This is a genomic window from Streptomyces sp. NL15-2K, assembly GCF_030551255.1.
GTDB lineage: Bacteria > Actinomycetota > Actinomycetes > Streptomycetales > Streptomycetaceae > Streptomyces.
Genome location: NZ_CP130630.1, coordinates 4,687,200 through 4,704,888, shown reverse-complemented (window position 1 = coordinate 4,704,888; position 17,689 = coordinate 4,687,200). Strand labels below are relative to the sequence as shown.

10 protein-coding genes are annotated in these 17,689 nt (G+C 66.7%); 8 read left to right on the top strand and 2 right to left on the bottom strand.

Annotated features, from left to right (window positions below):
• Window positions 1-58 precede the first annotated feature (58 nt).
• The 8 genes from Q4V64_RS20880 to Q4V64_RS20845 all read left to right on the top strand — a co-directional run bounded on the left by Q4V64_RS20880 (window position 59) and on the right by Q4V64_RS20845 (window position 15,095).
• Window positions 59-802 carry an N-acetyltransferase gene (locus Q4V64_RS20880; RefSeq protein WP_124441615.1) on the top strand — a complete coding sequence of 248 codons (744 nt, stop codon included), beginning with the start codon at window positions 59-61 and terminating at the stop codon, window positions 800-802.
• A gap of 293 nt (window positions 803-1,095) precedes the next feature.
• Window positions 1,096-1,440 carry a hypothetical protein gene (locus Q4V64_RS20875; RefSeq protein WP_124441616.1) on the top strand — a complete coding sequence of 115 codons (345 nt, stop codon included), beginning with the start codon at window positions 1,096-1,098 and terminating at the stop codon, window positions 1,438-1,440.
• Window positions 1,437-2,075 carry a BMP family ABC transporter substrate-binding protein gene (locus Q4V64_RS20870; RefSeq protein ID WP_124441617.1) on the top strand — a complete coding sequence of 213 codons (639 nt, stop codon included), beginning with the start codon at window positions 1,437-1,439 and terminating at the stop codon, window positions 2,073-2,075. Before Q4V64_RS20875 ends, Q4V64_RS20870 begins: the two co-directional genes overlap by 4 nt.
• A 232-nt stretch (window positions 2,076-2,307) precedes the next feature.
• Window positions 2,308-12,936: a LamG-like jellyroll fold domain-containing protein gene (locus tag Q4V64_RS20865; RefSeq protein ID WP_253267102.1), complete on the top strand. Its 10,629-nt coding sequence runs from the start codon at window positions 2,308-2,310 to the stop codon at window positions 12,934-12,936.
• A 15-nt stretch (window positions 12,937-12,951) separates the two neighbouring features.
• Window positions 12,952-13,410: an SMI1/KNR4 family protein gene (locus Q4V64_RS20860; protein WP_172629308.1), complete on the top strand. Its 459-nt coding sequence runs from the start codon at window positions 12,952-12,954 to the stop codon at window positions 13,408-13,410.
• Window positions 13,411-13,580: 170 nt separating this feature from the next.
• Window positions 13,581-14,078: a DUF4265 domain-containing protein gene (locus tag Q4V64_RS20855; RefSeq protein WP_172629309.1), complete on the top strand. Its 498-nt coding sequence runs from the start codon at window positions 13,581-13,583 to the stop codon at window positions 14,076-14,078.
• A 259-nt stretch (window positions 14,079-14,337) separates the two neighbouring features.
• Window positions 14,338-14,547 (top strand): hypothetical protein, encoded by a 210-nt coding sequence (locus Q4V64_RS20850; protein ID WP_172629310.1) that lies wholly within the window; start codon window positions 14,338-14,340, stop codon window positions 14,545-14,547.
• A gap of 119 nt (window positions 14,548-14,666) precedes the next feature.
• On the top strand, window positions 14,667-15,095 hold the full coding sequence (locus Q4V64_RS20845; protein WP_124441622.1) for a hypothetical protein: 429 nt from the start codon (window positions 14,667-14,669) through the stop codon (window positions 15,093-15,095).
• Between the two features lie 1,213 nt (window positions 15,096-16,308).
• Here Q4V64_RS20845 and Q4V64_RS20840 read toward each other — a convergent pair.
• Window positions 16,309-16,542 (bottom strand): DUF397 domain-containing protein, encoded by a 234-nt coding sequence (locus tag Q4V64_RS20840; protein ID WP_124441624.1) that lies wholly within the window; start codon window positions 16,540-16,542, stop codon window positions 16,309-16,311.
• On the bottom strand, window positions 16,539-17,381 hold the full coding sequence (locus Q4V64_RS20835) for a helix-turn-helix transcriptional regulator (protein WP_253267103.1): 843 nt from the start codon (window positions 17,379-17,381) through the stop codon (window positions 16,539-16,541). The genes Q4V64_RS20840 and Q4V64_RS20835 overlap by 4 nt, the downstream gene beginning before the upstream one ends.
• Window positions 17,382-17,689 lie beyond the last annotated feature (308 nt).

The following is a 17,689-nucleotide window of genomic DNA, read 5'->3' as shown; positions in this document are numbered from 1 at the left end:
GAGCCGGGGGGCGTGAAACCCGCTTTCCCGCTCCCGCACCGGCCCTTACGGTGACCGCATGGAGCTGAAGGTATCGAGTCTCGCCGAGCGTCCCGAGATGCATGAGCGAGTGGTCGAAATGGCCACCAGCTGGCCGGAGTTCGTGCTGGCGGACCCTGTCGGCGCCTTCCACTACGGCCGGATCGCCACCGAACTCCCGCAGCACGTGCTGTTCGCCGAGGACGAGCGGGGCGAGGTCGTCGCGCAGGCCCACAGCGTGCCCTTCGCTCTCGCCGTCGAGGGCCGCGGTGAACTGCCCGCCCTCGGCTGGGACCAGGTGCTCCTGTGGGCCTTCGCCGACCTGCGACGCGGCGTCCGCCCCGACACGGTCAGCGCGATCGCCATCAGCGTCGCTCCCCACGTGCAGGGCCGCGGCCTGTCCGCGCTGATGCTGTCGGCGATGCGCGACAGCGCCCGCGCCCAGGGCTTCCAGGAGGTGGTCGCCCCCGTCCGCCCCAACGCCAAGCACCTGGAACCGCGCACGCCGATCGAGGAGTACGCCCACCGCGTACGCCCCGACGGCCTCCCGCACGACCCGTGGCTGCGCGTCCACGCCCGGGTCGGCGCCACCATCGACTCCGTCGCACCGGCCTCCATGACCGTGCCCGGCTCACTGGAGCAGTGGCGCCGCTGGACCGGGCTGCCCTTCGACACGGCGGGCGACATCGAGGTACCCGGCGCGCTGGTGCCGGTGCGCTGCGAGCCGGAGCGCGGCTACGCGGTGTACGTCGAGCCCAATGTGTGGGTGCGGCACGCTCTGTGAGCGGACCCGCTCGACCCTGCCTCGCCGGGCCTTGGGGCCCTTCTGATGGATCTCCGCGGCGTCGCGACGCCCGGCACGCACTCTCGCCGCACCGGACAAAAGCCCTAGTAGCTCCGCTACAAGGGCTTCCGCCCGGCACGCCGAGAGCACGCACCGAACGCCGCTCCTTCTCCCGCGGAGATCCACCAGAAGGGCCCCAGGCTGATGCGGTCCGGCGTGGGATGTACTCTACGGCGCCTGCCCTTATCTCGTGCATACATACGCACGCTCCCGAGAAGCAGAGGTAAATCGCCGTGAAGCACGACGTGGGTGCCGCGACCGCGGCTCGATCGGGGACCGGCGCCGCCCCCGGGCTGCTCGCCAGGGCGGCACTGGCGGCCGTACCGGTGGTGACTCTGGGGATGCTGGCGGCGGTGCCGTCGCTGGTGCTGGCCTTCCGGCGGGGTACGCGTGCCGACTGGTCGGCGGCGGTGATCTTCACCGCGGTCAATGTCGCGTGGCTGGCCGACGTGATGCTCACGCCGGTGGATACCCATGGCCTGCAGTACGTCGCCGATGTGCTGCTGCTGTTGGTCGCCACGGTCGGTGCCGCGCTGCACTGCCTGCTGGGCAGATCGTCCGTGAGTGACCCGCGATGAAGATCCGGCGTACCTGGCGCGGGAACAAGCGCGACGACAGCAGGGGCAAGCCCGCGCGCAAGGCGGCCGTCGCCCGTGTGACGGCCGCGACCGCGGGTGCGTTGCGGGGCCGCAGGGGCTGGGCCGCGGGCGGTGCGGGTGTCCTCGTGCTCGTGGTGGTGGTGGGCGCGTGGCTGCTCACCGGCGACCAGGACGGGCCCCCTGATCCGCGTGCGCGCCAGTACGCGGAGGTCGACGCGTGCCTGCTGACGGGGGAGGAGGGCATCACGCAGGGCACGACTGCCGCTTCCGTGTGGGAGGGAATGCAGAAGGCGTCCCTGGAGACCCTGGCCCGGGTCAACTACGTGCCGGTCACGGGGCCGCAGTCGGTGGACAATGCCGGGCCGTTCTTCAACAGCCTGATCCAGCGGCAGTGCGAAGTCGTCCTGGCGGTCGGCACCTCGCAGGTTCAGGTCACGCGGGCCGCCGCCGCGAAACACCCCGAGGTGCACTTCGTCGTGGTGGACGGCACGTCGGGCACGAAGGCGGCCAAGGCGGTCAAGGCCGGAAACGTCACCGTCGCGAAGCCCGACGGGAAGCTCCACGAGACGGTGGCTGAATCGATCCGGCGGGCCGTGCGGATGGCCGAAAAGTGACGAACGCGCATATGGCTGGCACCGACCGATAAAGATCAGCTAACGACGTCAATCTTATGTGGCGCTTATGTGCCCATGACGTGCAAGCTTTCGAAGCTTTGTGTGCTTCTCAAGTAAAGGCTTGCCCATGCGCGTTCGCTGGGTCCGTAGCCCTCGCTTGTTCCCGCCGGGGCCTACCGGCAGGCGCAGAGTGAGGGCTACGGCCATTTCTGTCCTTGTCTCCTTCTCGTTCATGCTCACCACCGAGACGGCGGCGGCCTCCGGGGCCACGCTGTCGGCTGTGAAAATGCCCGAGTTGTCGCTGTCCGGCCTGTGGAAATGGGCCACCGAGCCCTCCTCGGCGGACACCCCGGACCAGGAGGGCGGCACCGCTCGCGGCAAGAGCCACCGCGCCTCGGCCGAGGCCACCAGCGCCGACCGCGGTGTCGGTCGCGAGCCCGGCGAGGGCAAGGGGCAACTCGACGCCTACGAGCGCCCGGTCGACCGGCCCGAGAAGACCGCCACCGGCGCAGGCCCGATCACGGGCAAGAGCTTCGACCCGCGCACCAGCGAGCGCGACGCCGAGAAGTCCACGGCCACGTCGGACTACTACGTCAACGCCGACGGCTCCACCACGATCCGCCACTACAACGGCCGCGCCAACTTCAAGGCGGCCGACGGCACCTGGAAGCCGATCGACACCACCCTGGTCGAGGACAAGGACGGCCGGTTCGAGCAGAAGGCCAACTCCCTCGACGTCGGGTTCGCCGCGAACGCCGCCGACGAGCAGCTGGCCTCCGTCGACTTCGGAGCCGGCCGGACCCTGGCGTACTCGCTGCGGGGCGCGCGGAAGGCCGTGGCGGCCGAGGACGAGGGCGGCGTCGTCGTCTACGCCGACGTGCTGCCCGAGACGGACGTGCAACTCGTCCCCATCGCCGAAGGCTTCAAGGAGAACCTCGTCCTGCATTCCAGGGACGCGGCCAACTCCTGGGTCTTCTCGCTGGATGCGAAGGGCCTGACGCCGCGCGTTGCCAAGGACGGGGGCGTGGAGTTCACCGACGCCGACGGCAAGGTGACCGCCACCATTCCCCATGGCTTCATGGAGGACGCCAGGGTCGACCAGCGGTCCGGTGACGGCACCCGCTCCCAGGAGGTCTCCTACGAGCTGACCACCGTGGACGGCGAGCCGGCGCTGCGGATGACCGCCGACCGGGCCTGGCTGGACGACCCCGAGCGGGTCTACCCGGTCACCGTCGACCCGACGACGGTCCTCGCCGCGAGCGAAGCGACGTATGTGCAGTCCGACCTCAGCGCCAATCGCTCCGCGGAGAGCCAGATCAAGGTCGGTTCGTACGACTCGGGCACCAACAAGGCCAACTCCTTCCTGCAGTTCTCGTCACTGAGCTCGACGATCGCGGGCCAGAAGGTCTCCGCGGCGACCCTCAACGTCTGGGCGCTGTGGTCCTCGACGTGCACCGCCACGCCGTTCTCCGTGTACCCGGTGACCCAGTCGTGGTCGCCGTCGACCACCACGACGTACCCAGGTCCGGCCTACGGCTCCGCCATCGGCTCCGCCACGGTCAACCCGGGCTCCTCGTGCACCAACACCAGTGGCAGCACCGGCGTCGGTGTGAAGATGCCGGTGACGCTGTCCACGTCGTGGTTCACCCAGGTCGCCACCGGCGGTGCCAACTACGGCCTCGCGATGACCGCGCCGACCACGGACAACCTGCACTGGAAGAAGTTCCACTCCGAGGACTCGGCCACCTCCGGCTGGCGCCCGTCTCTGGACCTGACCTACGCGCCCAACACCAAGCCGCAGGTCAACGCCCAGTACCCGCCCGAGAACTTCCAGGCCAACACCCTGCGCCCGGAGCTGCTGGTCTACGCGCAGGACGCGGACAAGTGGCCGAACGCGGCCCTGACGTACACCTTCGAGGTCTACGACGCCGACTCCGGCAGCACCACGCCGGTGGCCACCTCCGGCGCCCTCTCCAAGAGCAGCTGGAAGATACCCGCCGGCAAGCTCAAGTGGTCCAAGAACTACGCCTGGTACGTGGGGGTGAGCGACGGCTACGAGGAGGTGACGTACTCCAGCCGCTTCACCACCGCCGTGCCGCAGCCGCCGGTGACCTCGGGCCTGGCCCAGAACACCGACGGCCATGAGTTCGATCCGTCCGACGCGAACTACACCACCGAGGACACCGACGCGGACGTGGAGGTGGTCGGCCCCTCGCTGCAGATCGACCGCTCCTACAACAGCCTCGACCCGCGGATCGACGGCGCGTTCGGCGCCGGCTGGTCGACGGTCGCGGACATGAAGGCGGCCGAGGTCAAGGACCCGGCGGGCACGGTCACCAGCGTGATCCTCACCTATCCGGGCGGTGAGCAGGTCGCCTTCGGCCGCAACAGTGACGGAACGTTTCAGCCCCCGCTGGGCCGTTACGCCCGTCTGCAGTCGGTGACCGGCGGCTACACACTGACGGACAAGGACTTCACGGAGTACGCCTTCAAGCAGGCCACCGCGAAGACCGGCACCTATGCGATATCCGGCATCAAGGACTTCGCGGGCCGCACCGAGACGTTCACGTACAACGCGTCCAAGCAGCTGACCAAGATCACCAACGAGACGTCCAAGCGGTCCCTGACCCTCTCCTGGGCCACCCCCACGGGCGCCACCGCCGCACATGTCGCGACGGTCGCCACCGACCCGTCCACCCCGGGGGACTCCAACTCCGCCCAGACCTGGCAGTACAACTACAGCGGCGACCAGCTGACCAAGGTCTGCCCGCCGGCCGACTGGTCCAAGTGCACCGCGTACACCTACGCCACCGGCAACCACTACCGCACCACGGTGCTGGACGCCGACCCGTACGCCTACTGGCGCCTGGGCGAAGCGTCCGGAGCCACCGTCGCCAAGGACACGGTCGACAGCAGCCAGGGCCGCTACAACGGCCTCTACCACAACGTGACCCTGGGCAGTTCCTCCGTTCTCGCGGGCTCCACCCAGACCACGGCCACGTTCAACGGCAGCACCTCGTACGTGGAGATGCCGTCCGCACCGGGTGCTACGCCGTCGTACATGACCGTCTCGCTGTGGTTCAAGACGACCACGGCCGGAGGCGTGCTGTTCTATTACGGCGACAAGCCGCTGAGCGACGCCGACCCGGTGAACAACACGACGAAGAACACCCCCGCGGTGTACGTCGGCACCGACGGCAAGCTGCGCGGCTGCCTGGCCATGTCGCCCAGCTGCAGCCCCAACATCGCCTCCGGCGCCACCGTCACCGACGGTCAGTGGCACAACGCGGTCCTCACCGGTCAGGCCAACAGCCAGACCCTCTACCTCGACGGCGTGGCGCAGGGCTCCCTCACCGGCACCATCAACGACTGGGAGCAGCCCTACATCTCGCTCGGCGCGGGCGTGAACACCCAGGGCTGGCCGGCCATGGACCCCAGCGACCAGCTCGGGCACTACGCCGGTCAGATGGCCGAGGCCGCCATCTACTCCGAGCCGCTCGACCCGTCGGTGATCACCGCGCAGTACCAGGCCGCCAAGCGGTCCGCCGGTCTGCTCAGCAAGATCACCACGCCCGGTCTGAAGAACCAGGCCCAGGTCGTCTACAGCACCACCGACGACCTGGTCACGCAGGCCACGGACGGCGACGGCGGCACCTGGAAGCTCAACCCGCCCACGGTCACCGGCTCCTCGCAGGTCTACCGCTCCGCCGTGATGGGCTCCGCCCCCTCCGGCTACTGGCGACTGGCCGACACCCAGGGCGCCGCGCAGGCCGCCAACGAGATCCACACCGGCGTCGGCACGTACAGCACCGTCACCCAGGGCGTGACGGGTCCCTTCGCCACGGGTGACGTCACCGCCGCGTCCTTCAACGGCACCTCCTCGTACGCCGAGATCCCGTTCACCCCGTGGCACGGCTCGTCCCAGCGCGCCGTCGAGCTGTGGTTCAAGACCGGCACCCCGGGCGTGATCCTGTCCGACCAGTCGCAGCCGCCCACCGGCACCACCCCGACCGGCAGCTGGAACCCGCTGCTGTACGTCGGCGCCGACGGCAAGCTGCACGGCCACTGGTGGAGCGTCTCCGGCTCCGGCGGCACCGCCTTCGGGTCCACGAACACCGTCAACGACAACAAGTGGCACCACGCCGTCCTGTCCGCCTCGGGCACGACCCAGACCCTGTACCTCGACGGTGCCAAGCAGGCCGACTTCAGCGGAGAGGCCAAGGACCAGTCCAACACCCGCACCTTCGTCGGCGCGGGTTTCGGCAAGTCCTGGTACAGCTCGCCCGGTGACGTGAGCTTCTTCAAGGGCTCCATCGCCGAGGTCGCGGCATACGGCCACGCGCTGAGCGAGGACCAGGTCGAGCAGCACTGGTCGGCGTACAAGGCCTCCTCCGGCATCGCCCCGGTGCGCACGGTCACCCTCACCGACCCGACCGACAAGACGCTGACGTACGTCTACGACGCGGAGATGGGCAACCGTCTGCTGGCCGCGATCGACACCAACGGCAAGCGGACGACGTACGGCTACGACACGGGCGGCTTCCTGCACACCGTGACCGACGCCAACGGCAACCGCAGCATCACCGGTCACGACGTCCGCGGCAACACGGTCTCCCAGACCGACTGCCAGGACACGGCCGCGAACAAGTGCGCCACGGACTACTACACGTACTATCCGGACGCGACCACCGCCTTCCCGCCGATGGACCCGCGCAACGACCTGCTCCTGACCGAGCGGGACGCCCGTTCCGCGTCCGCCACGGACAACACCTATCTGACCGGCTACAGCTATGACACCGGCGGCAACCTGCTGTCGGTGACCAGCCCGCCGGTGGCCGGGCATCCGAACGGCCGCACCGCCACCACCACGTACACCACGTCCTCGACCCCGGCGGCCGAGGGCGGTACGGCGGTGGCGCCGGCCGGTCTCGTGGACACGGTGACGACGCCGGGCGGCAAGAAGACCAAGCACGTCTACTTCGCCAACGGCGACCTCGCCGAGGTCACCGACGCCAATGGCGCCAAGGTCACGTACACGTACGACAACCTGGGCCGGCAGTCCGCCAAGACCGAGGTGTCCGACGCCCATCCGAGTGGCCTGACCACGTCCTGGACGTACGACAAGAACGACCAGGTGCTCACCGAGACCGCCCCCTCGGTCACCAACCGGGTCACCGGTGCGGTCCACCGGGCGAAGACGACCACGGCCTACGACGCCGACGGCAACGTCACCTCGCAGAGCGTCGCCGACCTGACCGGCGGTGACGCCTCGCGGACCACGTCGATGACGTACGACGCCTACAACCGTCTCGCCTCGCGGACGGACCCGGGTGGCGGCGTCACGTCGTTCGAGTACGACGTCTACGGCAACAAGGTGAAGGAGACCGACCCCGAGCAGAACGTCAACACCTACACCTTCGACGCCGAGGGCCGGCCGCTGACGACCGGTCTGCTCAACCACACCGGCGACCCGAACAACCCGTCGGCGCCGACGACGCTGGTGCAGGAGTCGCGGGCGTACGACCCGGCGGGCCGGCTCGCGTCGATCACCGACTCGATGGGGTGGGTGACCGCGTACACCTACACCGACGACGGCATGCCGGCGACGGTCGTACGCAAGGATCCGGCGAACGGCAAGCAGTTCGTCGAGGAGTCCAACACCTACGACATGGCCGGGAACCTGATCAAGCAGGTGACCAACGACGGCCTGACCACGAGCACCTTCACGGTGGACGCGGCCGACCGCGTCGCGTCGTCGGTGCTCGACCCGACGGGGGCCAACCGCACCACCAAGGTCTCCTACGACCCGGACGACAACGTCGTGACGGAGACGGAGACCGATCCGGCGACGGGTGACGTCAGCACGACGGACTCCACGTACGACGACCTCGGCAACGTCACGGGCACCACGGTGCACGACGGCACCACGGCTCCGGTGGCGCGCTACAAGCTCGACGAGACCACCGGCTTCTCCGTCGGGGACTCGTCCGGCGCCAACCACACCGGTTCCCACGGCACCGGCATGCACTGGAACGCCGACCACGGCGGCAGCGCGGTTCTCGACGGCGATGCGAACTCGTGGGCGAAGACGGACGGTCCGGTCGTGAACACGGCCGGAAGCTACGCGGTCTCCGCATGGGTCAAGCTCACCTCCACCACGTCGAACTACACGGTGGTCGCACAGGACGGCGACTACCACGCCGGATTCCTGCTGGGCTACGTCCAGTCGGCGAACAAGTGGGCCATCCGCATCCCGACCCGCGACGACGCCTCCGGCCAGCTCGGCACCCAGCTGGTGTACTCCACCGCTGCTCCGGCCGTCGGTACATGGACCCACCTGACGTCCGTCTACGACGCCTCGACGGCCAAGGTCTCGCTGTATGTCAACGGTGCCCTGCAGGGCACCGACGACGTCACATCCCCCTGGCCGGCCAACGGGGACCTGCAGATCGGCCGGGTCAAGTACCAGGGCTCGTACACCGGCTTCTGGCCGGGCGGTGTCGACGACGTCCAGATCTACGGCCAGGCCCTGTCGGCCTCCGAGGTCTCGGGGGTCTACGGCGGCACCCTGCCGGCGGCAGACAGTTCGGTCCGGTCCACCACCTGGAAGCTGGACCAGCGCGGTCTGCCCGTGTCGATGACCGACGTCAACGGCAACACCACCGACTACGGCTACGACGAGGCCGCCCAGCAGACCACCGTCACCGAGCCGGTCGTCAACGCCGAGACGAACGGCGGCACTTCCACGGCCGTTCGCCCGGTGTCGATGATGGGGTACAACACCTTCGGCGAGATGACCGAGACCTCCGACCCGCTCGGCAACGTCATGGTCACGGCCTACGACGCCGAGGGCCAGGAGACCTCGACCAAGCTGCCGAACTACACCCCGCCGGGGTCCACGACACCGATCACGGCCACGGCCTGGAACGAGTACAACAAGCTCGGCCAGGTCACGGCGGAGGTCGACCCGCTGGGCAACCGCACGACGTACACGTACACCCAGCTCGGCGATCTGGCCGCGGTGACCGAGCCGGGCGGCGGCACGTCGAGGTTCACGTACGACACCAACGGCGACCTGCTGTCGGCGACCCGGCCGAACGGGGCGCGTCAGGAGTCCACCTGGGACTACCTGGGGCGTGAACTGACCAGCACGGACATCGTGCGTCAGCCGACGCAGCGGGCGTACACGGCGATCAACGAGTACAACGCGCCCGGCGGCGAGCTGTCCCGCATGGTGAGCCCGACGGGTGTGTCGGAGTCGTACAAGTACGACGTCCTGGGCGAGGTCACCGAGGTGACCGACGGCGCGGGCAACGTGTCGACGTTCACCTACAACATGGACGGAGAGGTCCTCACCTCCAAGGACGCCGACGGCACCAGCACCAGGAACACCTACGACGGTTACGGCCAGCTCGTCGCCACGAGCGACCTGGACGCGGCCGGCGCGGTGCTGCGCACCAGCCGCGCGGGTTATGACCGAGCGGGCAACCCGGTGTCGGTGACCGACCACCGCGGCCACACCACCACGTTCACGCTCGATGCCACGGGTCTGGTGACCAAGGCGGTGGAGCCGGTCTCGGCGACCGAGTCGGTCACGACGACGTTCGGCTATGACGCGGCGGGCAACCGTACGCGGTTCACCGACGGCCGGGGCAATCCGTTCATCACCACCTACAACACCTGGGGGCTGCCCGAGTCGCTGATCGAGCCGTCCACCCCGGCCCATCCCGATGCCGCCGACCGCACCTTCACCACGGTGTACGACGCGAACGGGCGGGCGAAGGAGCAGCGCTCCCCGGGCGGCGTGGTCGTCACCAACGAGTACGACGCCAAGAACCGGCTGACCAGACAGACCGGCGCGGGTGCGGAGGCCGCCACGGTCGACCACACCTACGCGTACGACTCCGACGACCGCGTCACGGCTGTCGCGGGGGTGGACACGGAGCTGAACACCTTCAGCTACGACGACCGCGGTCTGCTCCTGTCCACGTCCGGCCCGTCGGGCACCTCGTCCTTCGCCTACGACGGCGACGGGGCGATGACCTCACGGACGGACGAGGCGGGCACGTCGACCTACGGGTACGACACCGCGGGCCGGCTGAAGACGGTCAACGACGGAGCCACCGGCTCCACGATGACCTACAGCTACAACACCGACAACAACGTCAAGCAGGTCGACTACGGCGCCGGCAAGTCCAAACGCGAGTTCTCCTACGACGCGTTGGAGCGGCTGACCAGCGACAAGCTGACCTCGCCGTCGGGTGCGGTGCTGTCCTCCATCTCCTACGGGTGGGACGACAACGACAACCTGACGTCGAAGACGACGACGGGAGTCGCCGGTGCCTCGTCGAACACGTACGCGTACGACAGGGCGAACCGCCTGACGTCCTGGAACAACGGGACGACGACGGAGGTCTACGGCTACGACGCGTCCGGTAACCGCACACGGGTCGGCGGCGACACGTACACGTACGACGCCCGAAACCGGCTCACCTCGGACGGGCACAGCACGTACGCGTACACCGCGCGGGGCACGCTGAGGTCGATCACGGACGAGGGCGGGGTGCAGACCCCGGTCAAGGCCGATGCCTTCAACCGTGTGATCAGCGAGGGTGACCGGACGTACACCTACGACGGTCTGGACCGTGTCCTGAACGCCAAGGACGAGCTGGGCGTGGAGGCGTTCGCCTTCAAGTACAGCGGGGCCGGCAACGACGTGGCCTCGGACGGTTCGGCCGTCTACAGCCGCAACGCGGACGGTTCGCTGGTCGGCGTGAAGACGGGCGTGTCGTCGGTGCAGGTGCTGACGGACATCCACGACGACGTGGTGGGCCAGTTCACAGACACAGGTGAGGTCCTGTCCGGTTCGGCGACGTACACGCCGTTCGGCAAGGCAGCCGCCTCCGTGGGGATGCTGGGCAATCTGGGCTACCAGTCCGGCTGGACGGACCCGGCCACGGCCCAGGTGAACATGGCCGCGCGCTGGTACTCCCCGCAGACCGGCCAGTTCAGCAGCCGGGACACGGTGAGCAACGACCCGCTGCCGGCGTCGGTGAACGCCAACCAGTACGCCTACGCCAACCAGAACCCGATGACGGGTGTGGACCCGACCGGTCACTGGTTCGAGTTCGTCAAGAAGGCCGTCAAGAAGGTCACGAAGAAGGTCAAGAAGGTCGCGAAGTCGGCCTGGAAGAAGACCAAGCACACCGTCAAGCGGGCGGCGAAGACGGTCCGCAAGGCGGTGAAGAAGGTCAAGCGGGCGGTCAAGAAGGTCTCCCGCAAGGTGTACCGCACGGTCCGCAAGACGGTGCGCTATGTGAACGACAGCGTCAAGAAGGTCAAGAGATACGTCAAACGCACCTACAAACGCGTAAAACGCTACGCCCATAAGGTCGTCCATCACGTCAAGAAGACGGTGCGCAAGGTCGCCAAGGCCGTCAAACATGTGGCGAAGAAGGCGGTCAAGACAGCCAAGAAGGCGGTCAAGAAGATAGGCAGAGCCGTCAAGAAGGCGGCCAAGGCCTCAGCCAACTTCGTCAAGCAGCACGCCGCGACCATCGTCTCGGTGGCGGTGGGCGTGGTGGTCTTCGCCGGCTGCACCGCGGCCACGGCCGGTGCGGGCGTGATCGGCTGCGCGGCGCTTGCGGGCGCGGCGGCCAATGGCGTCGGCTACCTGATGAGCGACGGCCCGAAGTCGGTGGGCGGTTTCCTGGGCGCGGTCGCGATCGGCGCCGCCACAGGCGCCCTCGGCGGCGCGGCCGGCGGCGCGGCCTCCGGTGCGGTGGGCCGCCTGCTCGCCGGGGTCGGCGGGAAGGTGGCCCAGGGCGCGGCGATGGGTGCCGCGGGCGGCGCCGCGGAGGGCGCGGTCGGGTATGGCGTCTCGTGCGCGGCGAGCGAGGAGGGGTGCAGCGCCAGCGGGGCGGCGAAGGCGTCGGCCGTCGGGGCTGTCACCGGTGGTGTGTTCGGGGCGGCGGTCAGTAAGTACGGGCCCAAGTCGAGGCAACAGCCGGAGCCGGACTCGGCACCCGCGTCGGGTCCCAGCTGCCGTGTCCCGCACAGCTTCACTGGCCTGACCGGTGTGCTGATGGCCAACGGCATGGTCAAGCCGATTTCCGAGGTCAAGGCCGGGGACTACGTCCTGACGGCCGAGCCCGGCAAGAAGAAGAAGGAGAAGCACAGGGTCAAGGAGGTGATCGTCACCAAGACCGACCGTAACTACGTCGACGTGATCGTCGATACCAAGGTCGGTCCCAAGACGATCCAGACCACCAAGCACCACCAGTTCTACGAGGTCTCCCGTAACGCCTGGACGCAGGCCGGCGACCTCAAGGCGGGCTACAAGCTCCAGAACGGTGACGGTGGGCCGACCAAGATCGCCGAGGTCAAGGCGTACACGGCACAACGCGTCACCTACGACCTGAGCGTCGACGGCCTGCACACGTACCATGTGCTGGCGGGGGCTACGCCGGTCCTCGTACACAACTGCGGCACCACTCCACCGGGGGTGGCATGTAATTGCGCACCTGGCACGGGTGCGGGCCCAGCGGACGTGCCGATCCGGAATTCTGGTCCTTGGACTCGTTCCGACATTATTCGAGGCTCGCTCGGGCTCCGGCCCAATCAGCTTGGAGATCGGATCGAGATCCATCACGCAGACCAGATGCCTGGTTCGGCGATCCATGAGCTTGATCAAAATGTGCACCGAGGGGCCGGAACGGATCTTCACCGAAATCCGCACAACCAAGGTGTCACGAAGGACATGCGCAAGGAAGACACTCAGTTGCACTGGTGGTACAGATCCCAGGAGCAGGGTTGGGGCACATACAGCCCAGACCACTGGTTCGACAACTGGCCCGGATGATCGTTAGGTGGGATCGTGGAGTTCGAAGAGTTTGAGGCCCACTTGGCTGCGGCGCGTGCAAAACGTGCTGGCCTGAGCGGTCCAGAAGGCTTTGAGGTCTTTGAGTGCCGCACGGCCTCCGAAGATGAGCTCCTGCGAGCTGAAGTTGCTCTCCATGCGCAGCTTCCCGGTGAGTACAAGGAGTTCATGAAGCGGCATGGCGGCGGAATGTTCCTCTTCCTCGACCTGCTACCGGTTGTTGGTTCTGGCGATCAGGAAGACGATTTGCTGAAGGTAAATCTTCGGGAATTCGATGCTGCCAACTTTGTCGCCGTCGCCCCGGTTGGCACAGGAGACTGGTGGGGGTTCTCAGTAATTGATGGTCGCTGTGGTGATCAGATTAATTTCTGGGATCACGAGGATGGGCAAGTTCAATTTGAGGCTGCCAGTTTCCTCGATTTCCTGACGCATGAGGGGCTTCGTGTAGGGAGATAAGTTCCGCGCGCCGCCAGAGGCCCCCGTCGGATTCTCGACGGGGGCCTCTGAGGTGTTTGACGGCAGCACGGGCGCACAGCATGGCATTTTCATGCACACGCCCGTACAAGCCGAAGAGCGCGGGACGCTGGGGCCCGCTTATGCTGACTGAGAGTCTCAGGAGTGATTTTATGACCAGGACCTATATCATTCACGATATCCCTGCGATCCTGTCCGATCGGCAGCGTATCGCCATGGTGGACCTCGCGCCTTTCGGCTTCCCGGATCAGTTGGAGCAGATCTGGCTCGGCCATCGCGATGATGGTCTTTTCGTGATGCAATGCATTCCGTTCCGCATCTACGGACTTTCATTGTTCGACGTCGTACGGATCGACGAGGACGACATGCTGACGGAGGTTGTCTCTTCCGGCGGTCACCGGACATTGCGTGCCTTGACTGTGCCGGGTCTTACTGACGTGGAGGTGACCGCCCTCGCAGATCGAGTGAACTCACTGGCTCAGCGCGAGGGCTTCGTCCGGGAGTGGAGCGGTGACCGCCATGTGGCCGTCAACATTCCGGGAGACAGGGATCCGAGTCCTCTGGTGGCGCTGATGAGCGAACAGCGCGCAGCGGGAAAGCTGTTCTGGGAATGGAGCGACATGAAGCCTTTCCGAATTGCAGGAATGTAGCAAAACGCGCAGGTAGGAGAATCCGTCGATTCCTGTCGCGTTTCGCGGCTCTCTTGAAAATTCGGATCCGAAGGAGCGTCTCGTGGCGCCGCTACCGGGCGCGCGGGCCGTGTCCGGTGCGGCAGCGGGGACAAGTGCGGGGAGGCCAGCCGAGTGGCTCCGCGAGGCGTTCCGGGTCCGGGCGGGCAATGACGTCTGCTGCCGCGTCCGGCCGACCTGCTTACCGTCGGGGCCGACCTGGTTCAGCAGCCAGAACAAGGTGAGCAACGACCCGTCGCCGGCGTCGGCGAACGCCACCCAGTACGCCTACGCCAACCAGAACCCGATGACGGGTGTGGACCCGACCCTGGGCGGACTCGACGAGCTTGAACACCATCGCCAGGGCGGCCGCGCGGGAGCCGACACTCTTGGTGACCTTCGGCAACAAGAATGGGTGTGCGGCATACGGAGCAAAGAAGTCCGGCAATAAAGACGGGCACTGGACCGGCGGCCAGCTGAGTCCGAAGGGGCCATGGACGCTCTATCCTCACTGCAAAGCCTGCTCAAGGAAACAAGGTGGGATAGTGAACGGAATTTTGAGGGAGCGGTATGATGGCTTTCCAGTTTATAAATCCGACGTCGGGATGGAATAGCCTCTACGGTGCTGCGATCGCGAGGTTCGCTCACGGCCTTCTCGTGATCTCTTCACCGGACAGTGTTGACGCCCACAGTGATTGGGATCCGAGCGTCGAACCGATTCACGCGGGGCCGGACTCGATCTATGTGTCGGTGCAGCAAGCGGTGAGCGGACCAGTCGCCGTGACCTGTGTTGTCGGCCCGCATGTTCCGGAGAGACTCGATCTGCTTTATTCCGGAACGATCGAGCTGTCGCGGCCCACGCTGTCCGTCTACGATCCGAACGGTGCTGTGAATCTCCAGTTGCCCGTAGAGGAGAGGATCAATCGGATTGAGATCTACGGTGATGATCCGGATGAGTCGGAGCAGCTTGTGGTAGTCCTCACAGGTCGGACAGAATAAGTCCGAATCGGTGTGAGAGTCGCTTGGCCAGGCGACCCCGCCCATACCCACGGGCGGGGTCGCCTTGTGACCCTTCGGATTGGGAAAGGCGACTATGGATTCCGTGATCGATGGCCGTCAGGCGGCGCTCGACGGACACCTCCGGAGCATGTGGCCGAGTGGCATCCACTCGGACGCACGCTGGGAGGCGGGAGCCATCGAGAAGATGATTCCTGGGTTTCGCGTCCGTTGCATTCAGCCTACTGACGCGTCCGAGCCCTGGGTGTACGTTTCGATGGGAGCCTCAGTAGTCGGTGAGGGATGCCACGAGTTTGCGTTGCTGTCCCCAATCGCTTTCCCCCGCCATGTCGAAACGGTGACCATGGTCGCGGACTGGCAGGCTGCGGGGCGTAACGCAAACGTGGGTACTCTGCTGAGTATCGGGTGGCCGTGGATGCAAGGGAGCGAAGCGGACCACGTGCTTGTCTCTCAGTTTTACGCGTACCCCCCCGGAATTCGGCAGTTTCCAGGATGCAGGCCAAGAGATCTCGATTCTGTGGCTTGTTCCTGTTTACGCCAATGAAGCGGCCTATGTCCGTCGACGGGGGCAGGAACCCCTGGAGGACAGGTTCGAGACGAGAGATGTCAACTTGCTGGACCCGCGTCGCGGATCCGTGCTGGGTACGGCAGATATCTCGTGACCGGTTGATCAGTAGGAGCCGATTGGCGGCGTAATGTGAAGAGCCCCGACCCCTGTCGGGGCTCTTTGCTGTAGGGCGGCCGAAAGCTCGTCGCGTACTGCGCAGCGGGACACTACTGGGCCGCGCCCCTCCACGTGGTGTAGCCATCCGGACTACCGGGGTCGGGGCGGCCAGCCGCCGCCCCGGATCACGACGCGATCTGCGCTGGGGTCCGGACGCTCACCCAGTGATTGGCAGATCTGTTCCACCGGCACGGCTACATGACTTGGGGTTTTCCTTCGCGGGGGTGGAACAGATCTGCCAATTCCCCCTTGATCCCGGTCGTCGGCCTCGTGCTGGCCATCCGGAGTTCGCCAGTCCAGGTCGCTACACCACCCGACGGGACATAACCTTCAGAGGTGCCCCACGCACCGGATCACCCGAACAAAACACAGTACGGCCAGCAGCTTCTGCTTGCTCGCCAGGCCTCTGGCTGGGTGTTGTCTTCGGCTTCCTGCGTCTGTGCCATCGCAAACTGCTCGTGTCCGAAGGGCTCAGTTGCCCCGGATTTCCGAGCTGCTCTTCAGACCTTCGATGAACCCGACAAACGCGTCGGCGCTCACGATGACTCCGCTTTGGCCGGAGAGTTTGGAGTCGCGTATCCCCACCAAAGGCAGGGCATGGGCTACCTCCACGCACTCGTTGTCTGCTGCGCTGTAGCTGCTCTTGAACCACTCCGCTGACGTGCGCCGGGCTATGGCTGGTGTCTTGACTGGTGTCTCGTTCATCGGGTGAGCTCCTGTCGGGCTGCGACCAGCATTTCGAGGCTGACCGACGTGTCGGCCGCCTGCGATCGCAGGTAGTCAAACATGAGCTTGTAGCTCTGCACATCGGCGGGGGCATCGAGGTAGAGCCCCCGCTTGTGGAGTTCCAGATAGACCACGTTCATGCTGCCGAGTGGGTCGCCTTCGTCGTCGCGGCCGAGGATCAGGAAGTGGCCGCCCGAGCCGGCAGCGTGCGCGCCGGCAGCGAACTGGAGGACCTGGATGTCAACGTTGGGGCGCTGCGCCATGGTGTGCACATGGTCGATCTGTTCGGCCATCACGTCGGAGCCCCCGACACGCCTCCTGAGGACCGCGTCGTCGAGCACGACCCACAGGTGCAGTGCAGGGGAGCGGTCCAGAATCGCCTGGCGTTTGATGCGAGCGTCCACTTTGCTTGCGATGACATCGGCTTCGGTGCGGACGTCTTGTGCCTCGTGCAGGGCGAGCGCGTAACGCGGGGTCTGAAGCAGGCCTGGTACAAGAGCGTTCGCGAAGACGTGCTCGTATTCGGCGACATCCTCGAAGGACATCAGCGGGTCCATGACTTCGGGCACGGCGGGGTGGTCCATCCACCAGCCGTTCTCCTGATTGCGAACGAGCTGGATCAGCGTGTCCAGTTCCTCGGGCGTCGCGCCGCAGATGTCGGCGATCGCCCTCACGGTGGGGATCTTGAGTTTGGCGCGGTCCTGCCATGTCTCGTACCGGTTTACGGTTCCGACGGAAACCCCTGCGCGCTTGGCCACTTCGGCCTGCGTGAGGCCGGCCCGGGCGCGGAGTGCCTTGAGCCCGCGGGCGATCCGCATGCGGCCGGCAGGTCCCGCTGATCCTCGTTCGGTCACCGTCTTGTCTCCCACTCGGCCGTTGTCGTCACTGGTCTGTTGCCTGCGGAGCGGCATGCAGAGCGTATGCAGCGCTGCAGTGCTCGTGGCCCGTGCCATGAAGTTCACCCACTCGGGGGAGACTTGAGCCAATCGAGTATCGACCATTGAAATTCAATGGCATCGTACTCAATGAGCGCGGCGCGTGCTGGGCTGGCTACCAACTGTGTTGGCCGGTTCGCGAGCGCGCCCATCTGTACCGGCAAGCTGTCTCGCCAAGGGAGCCCGAATGC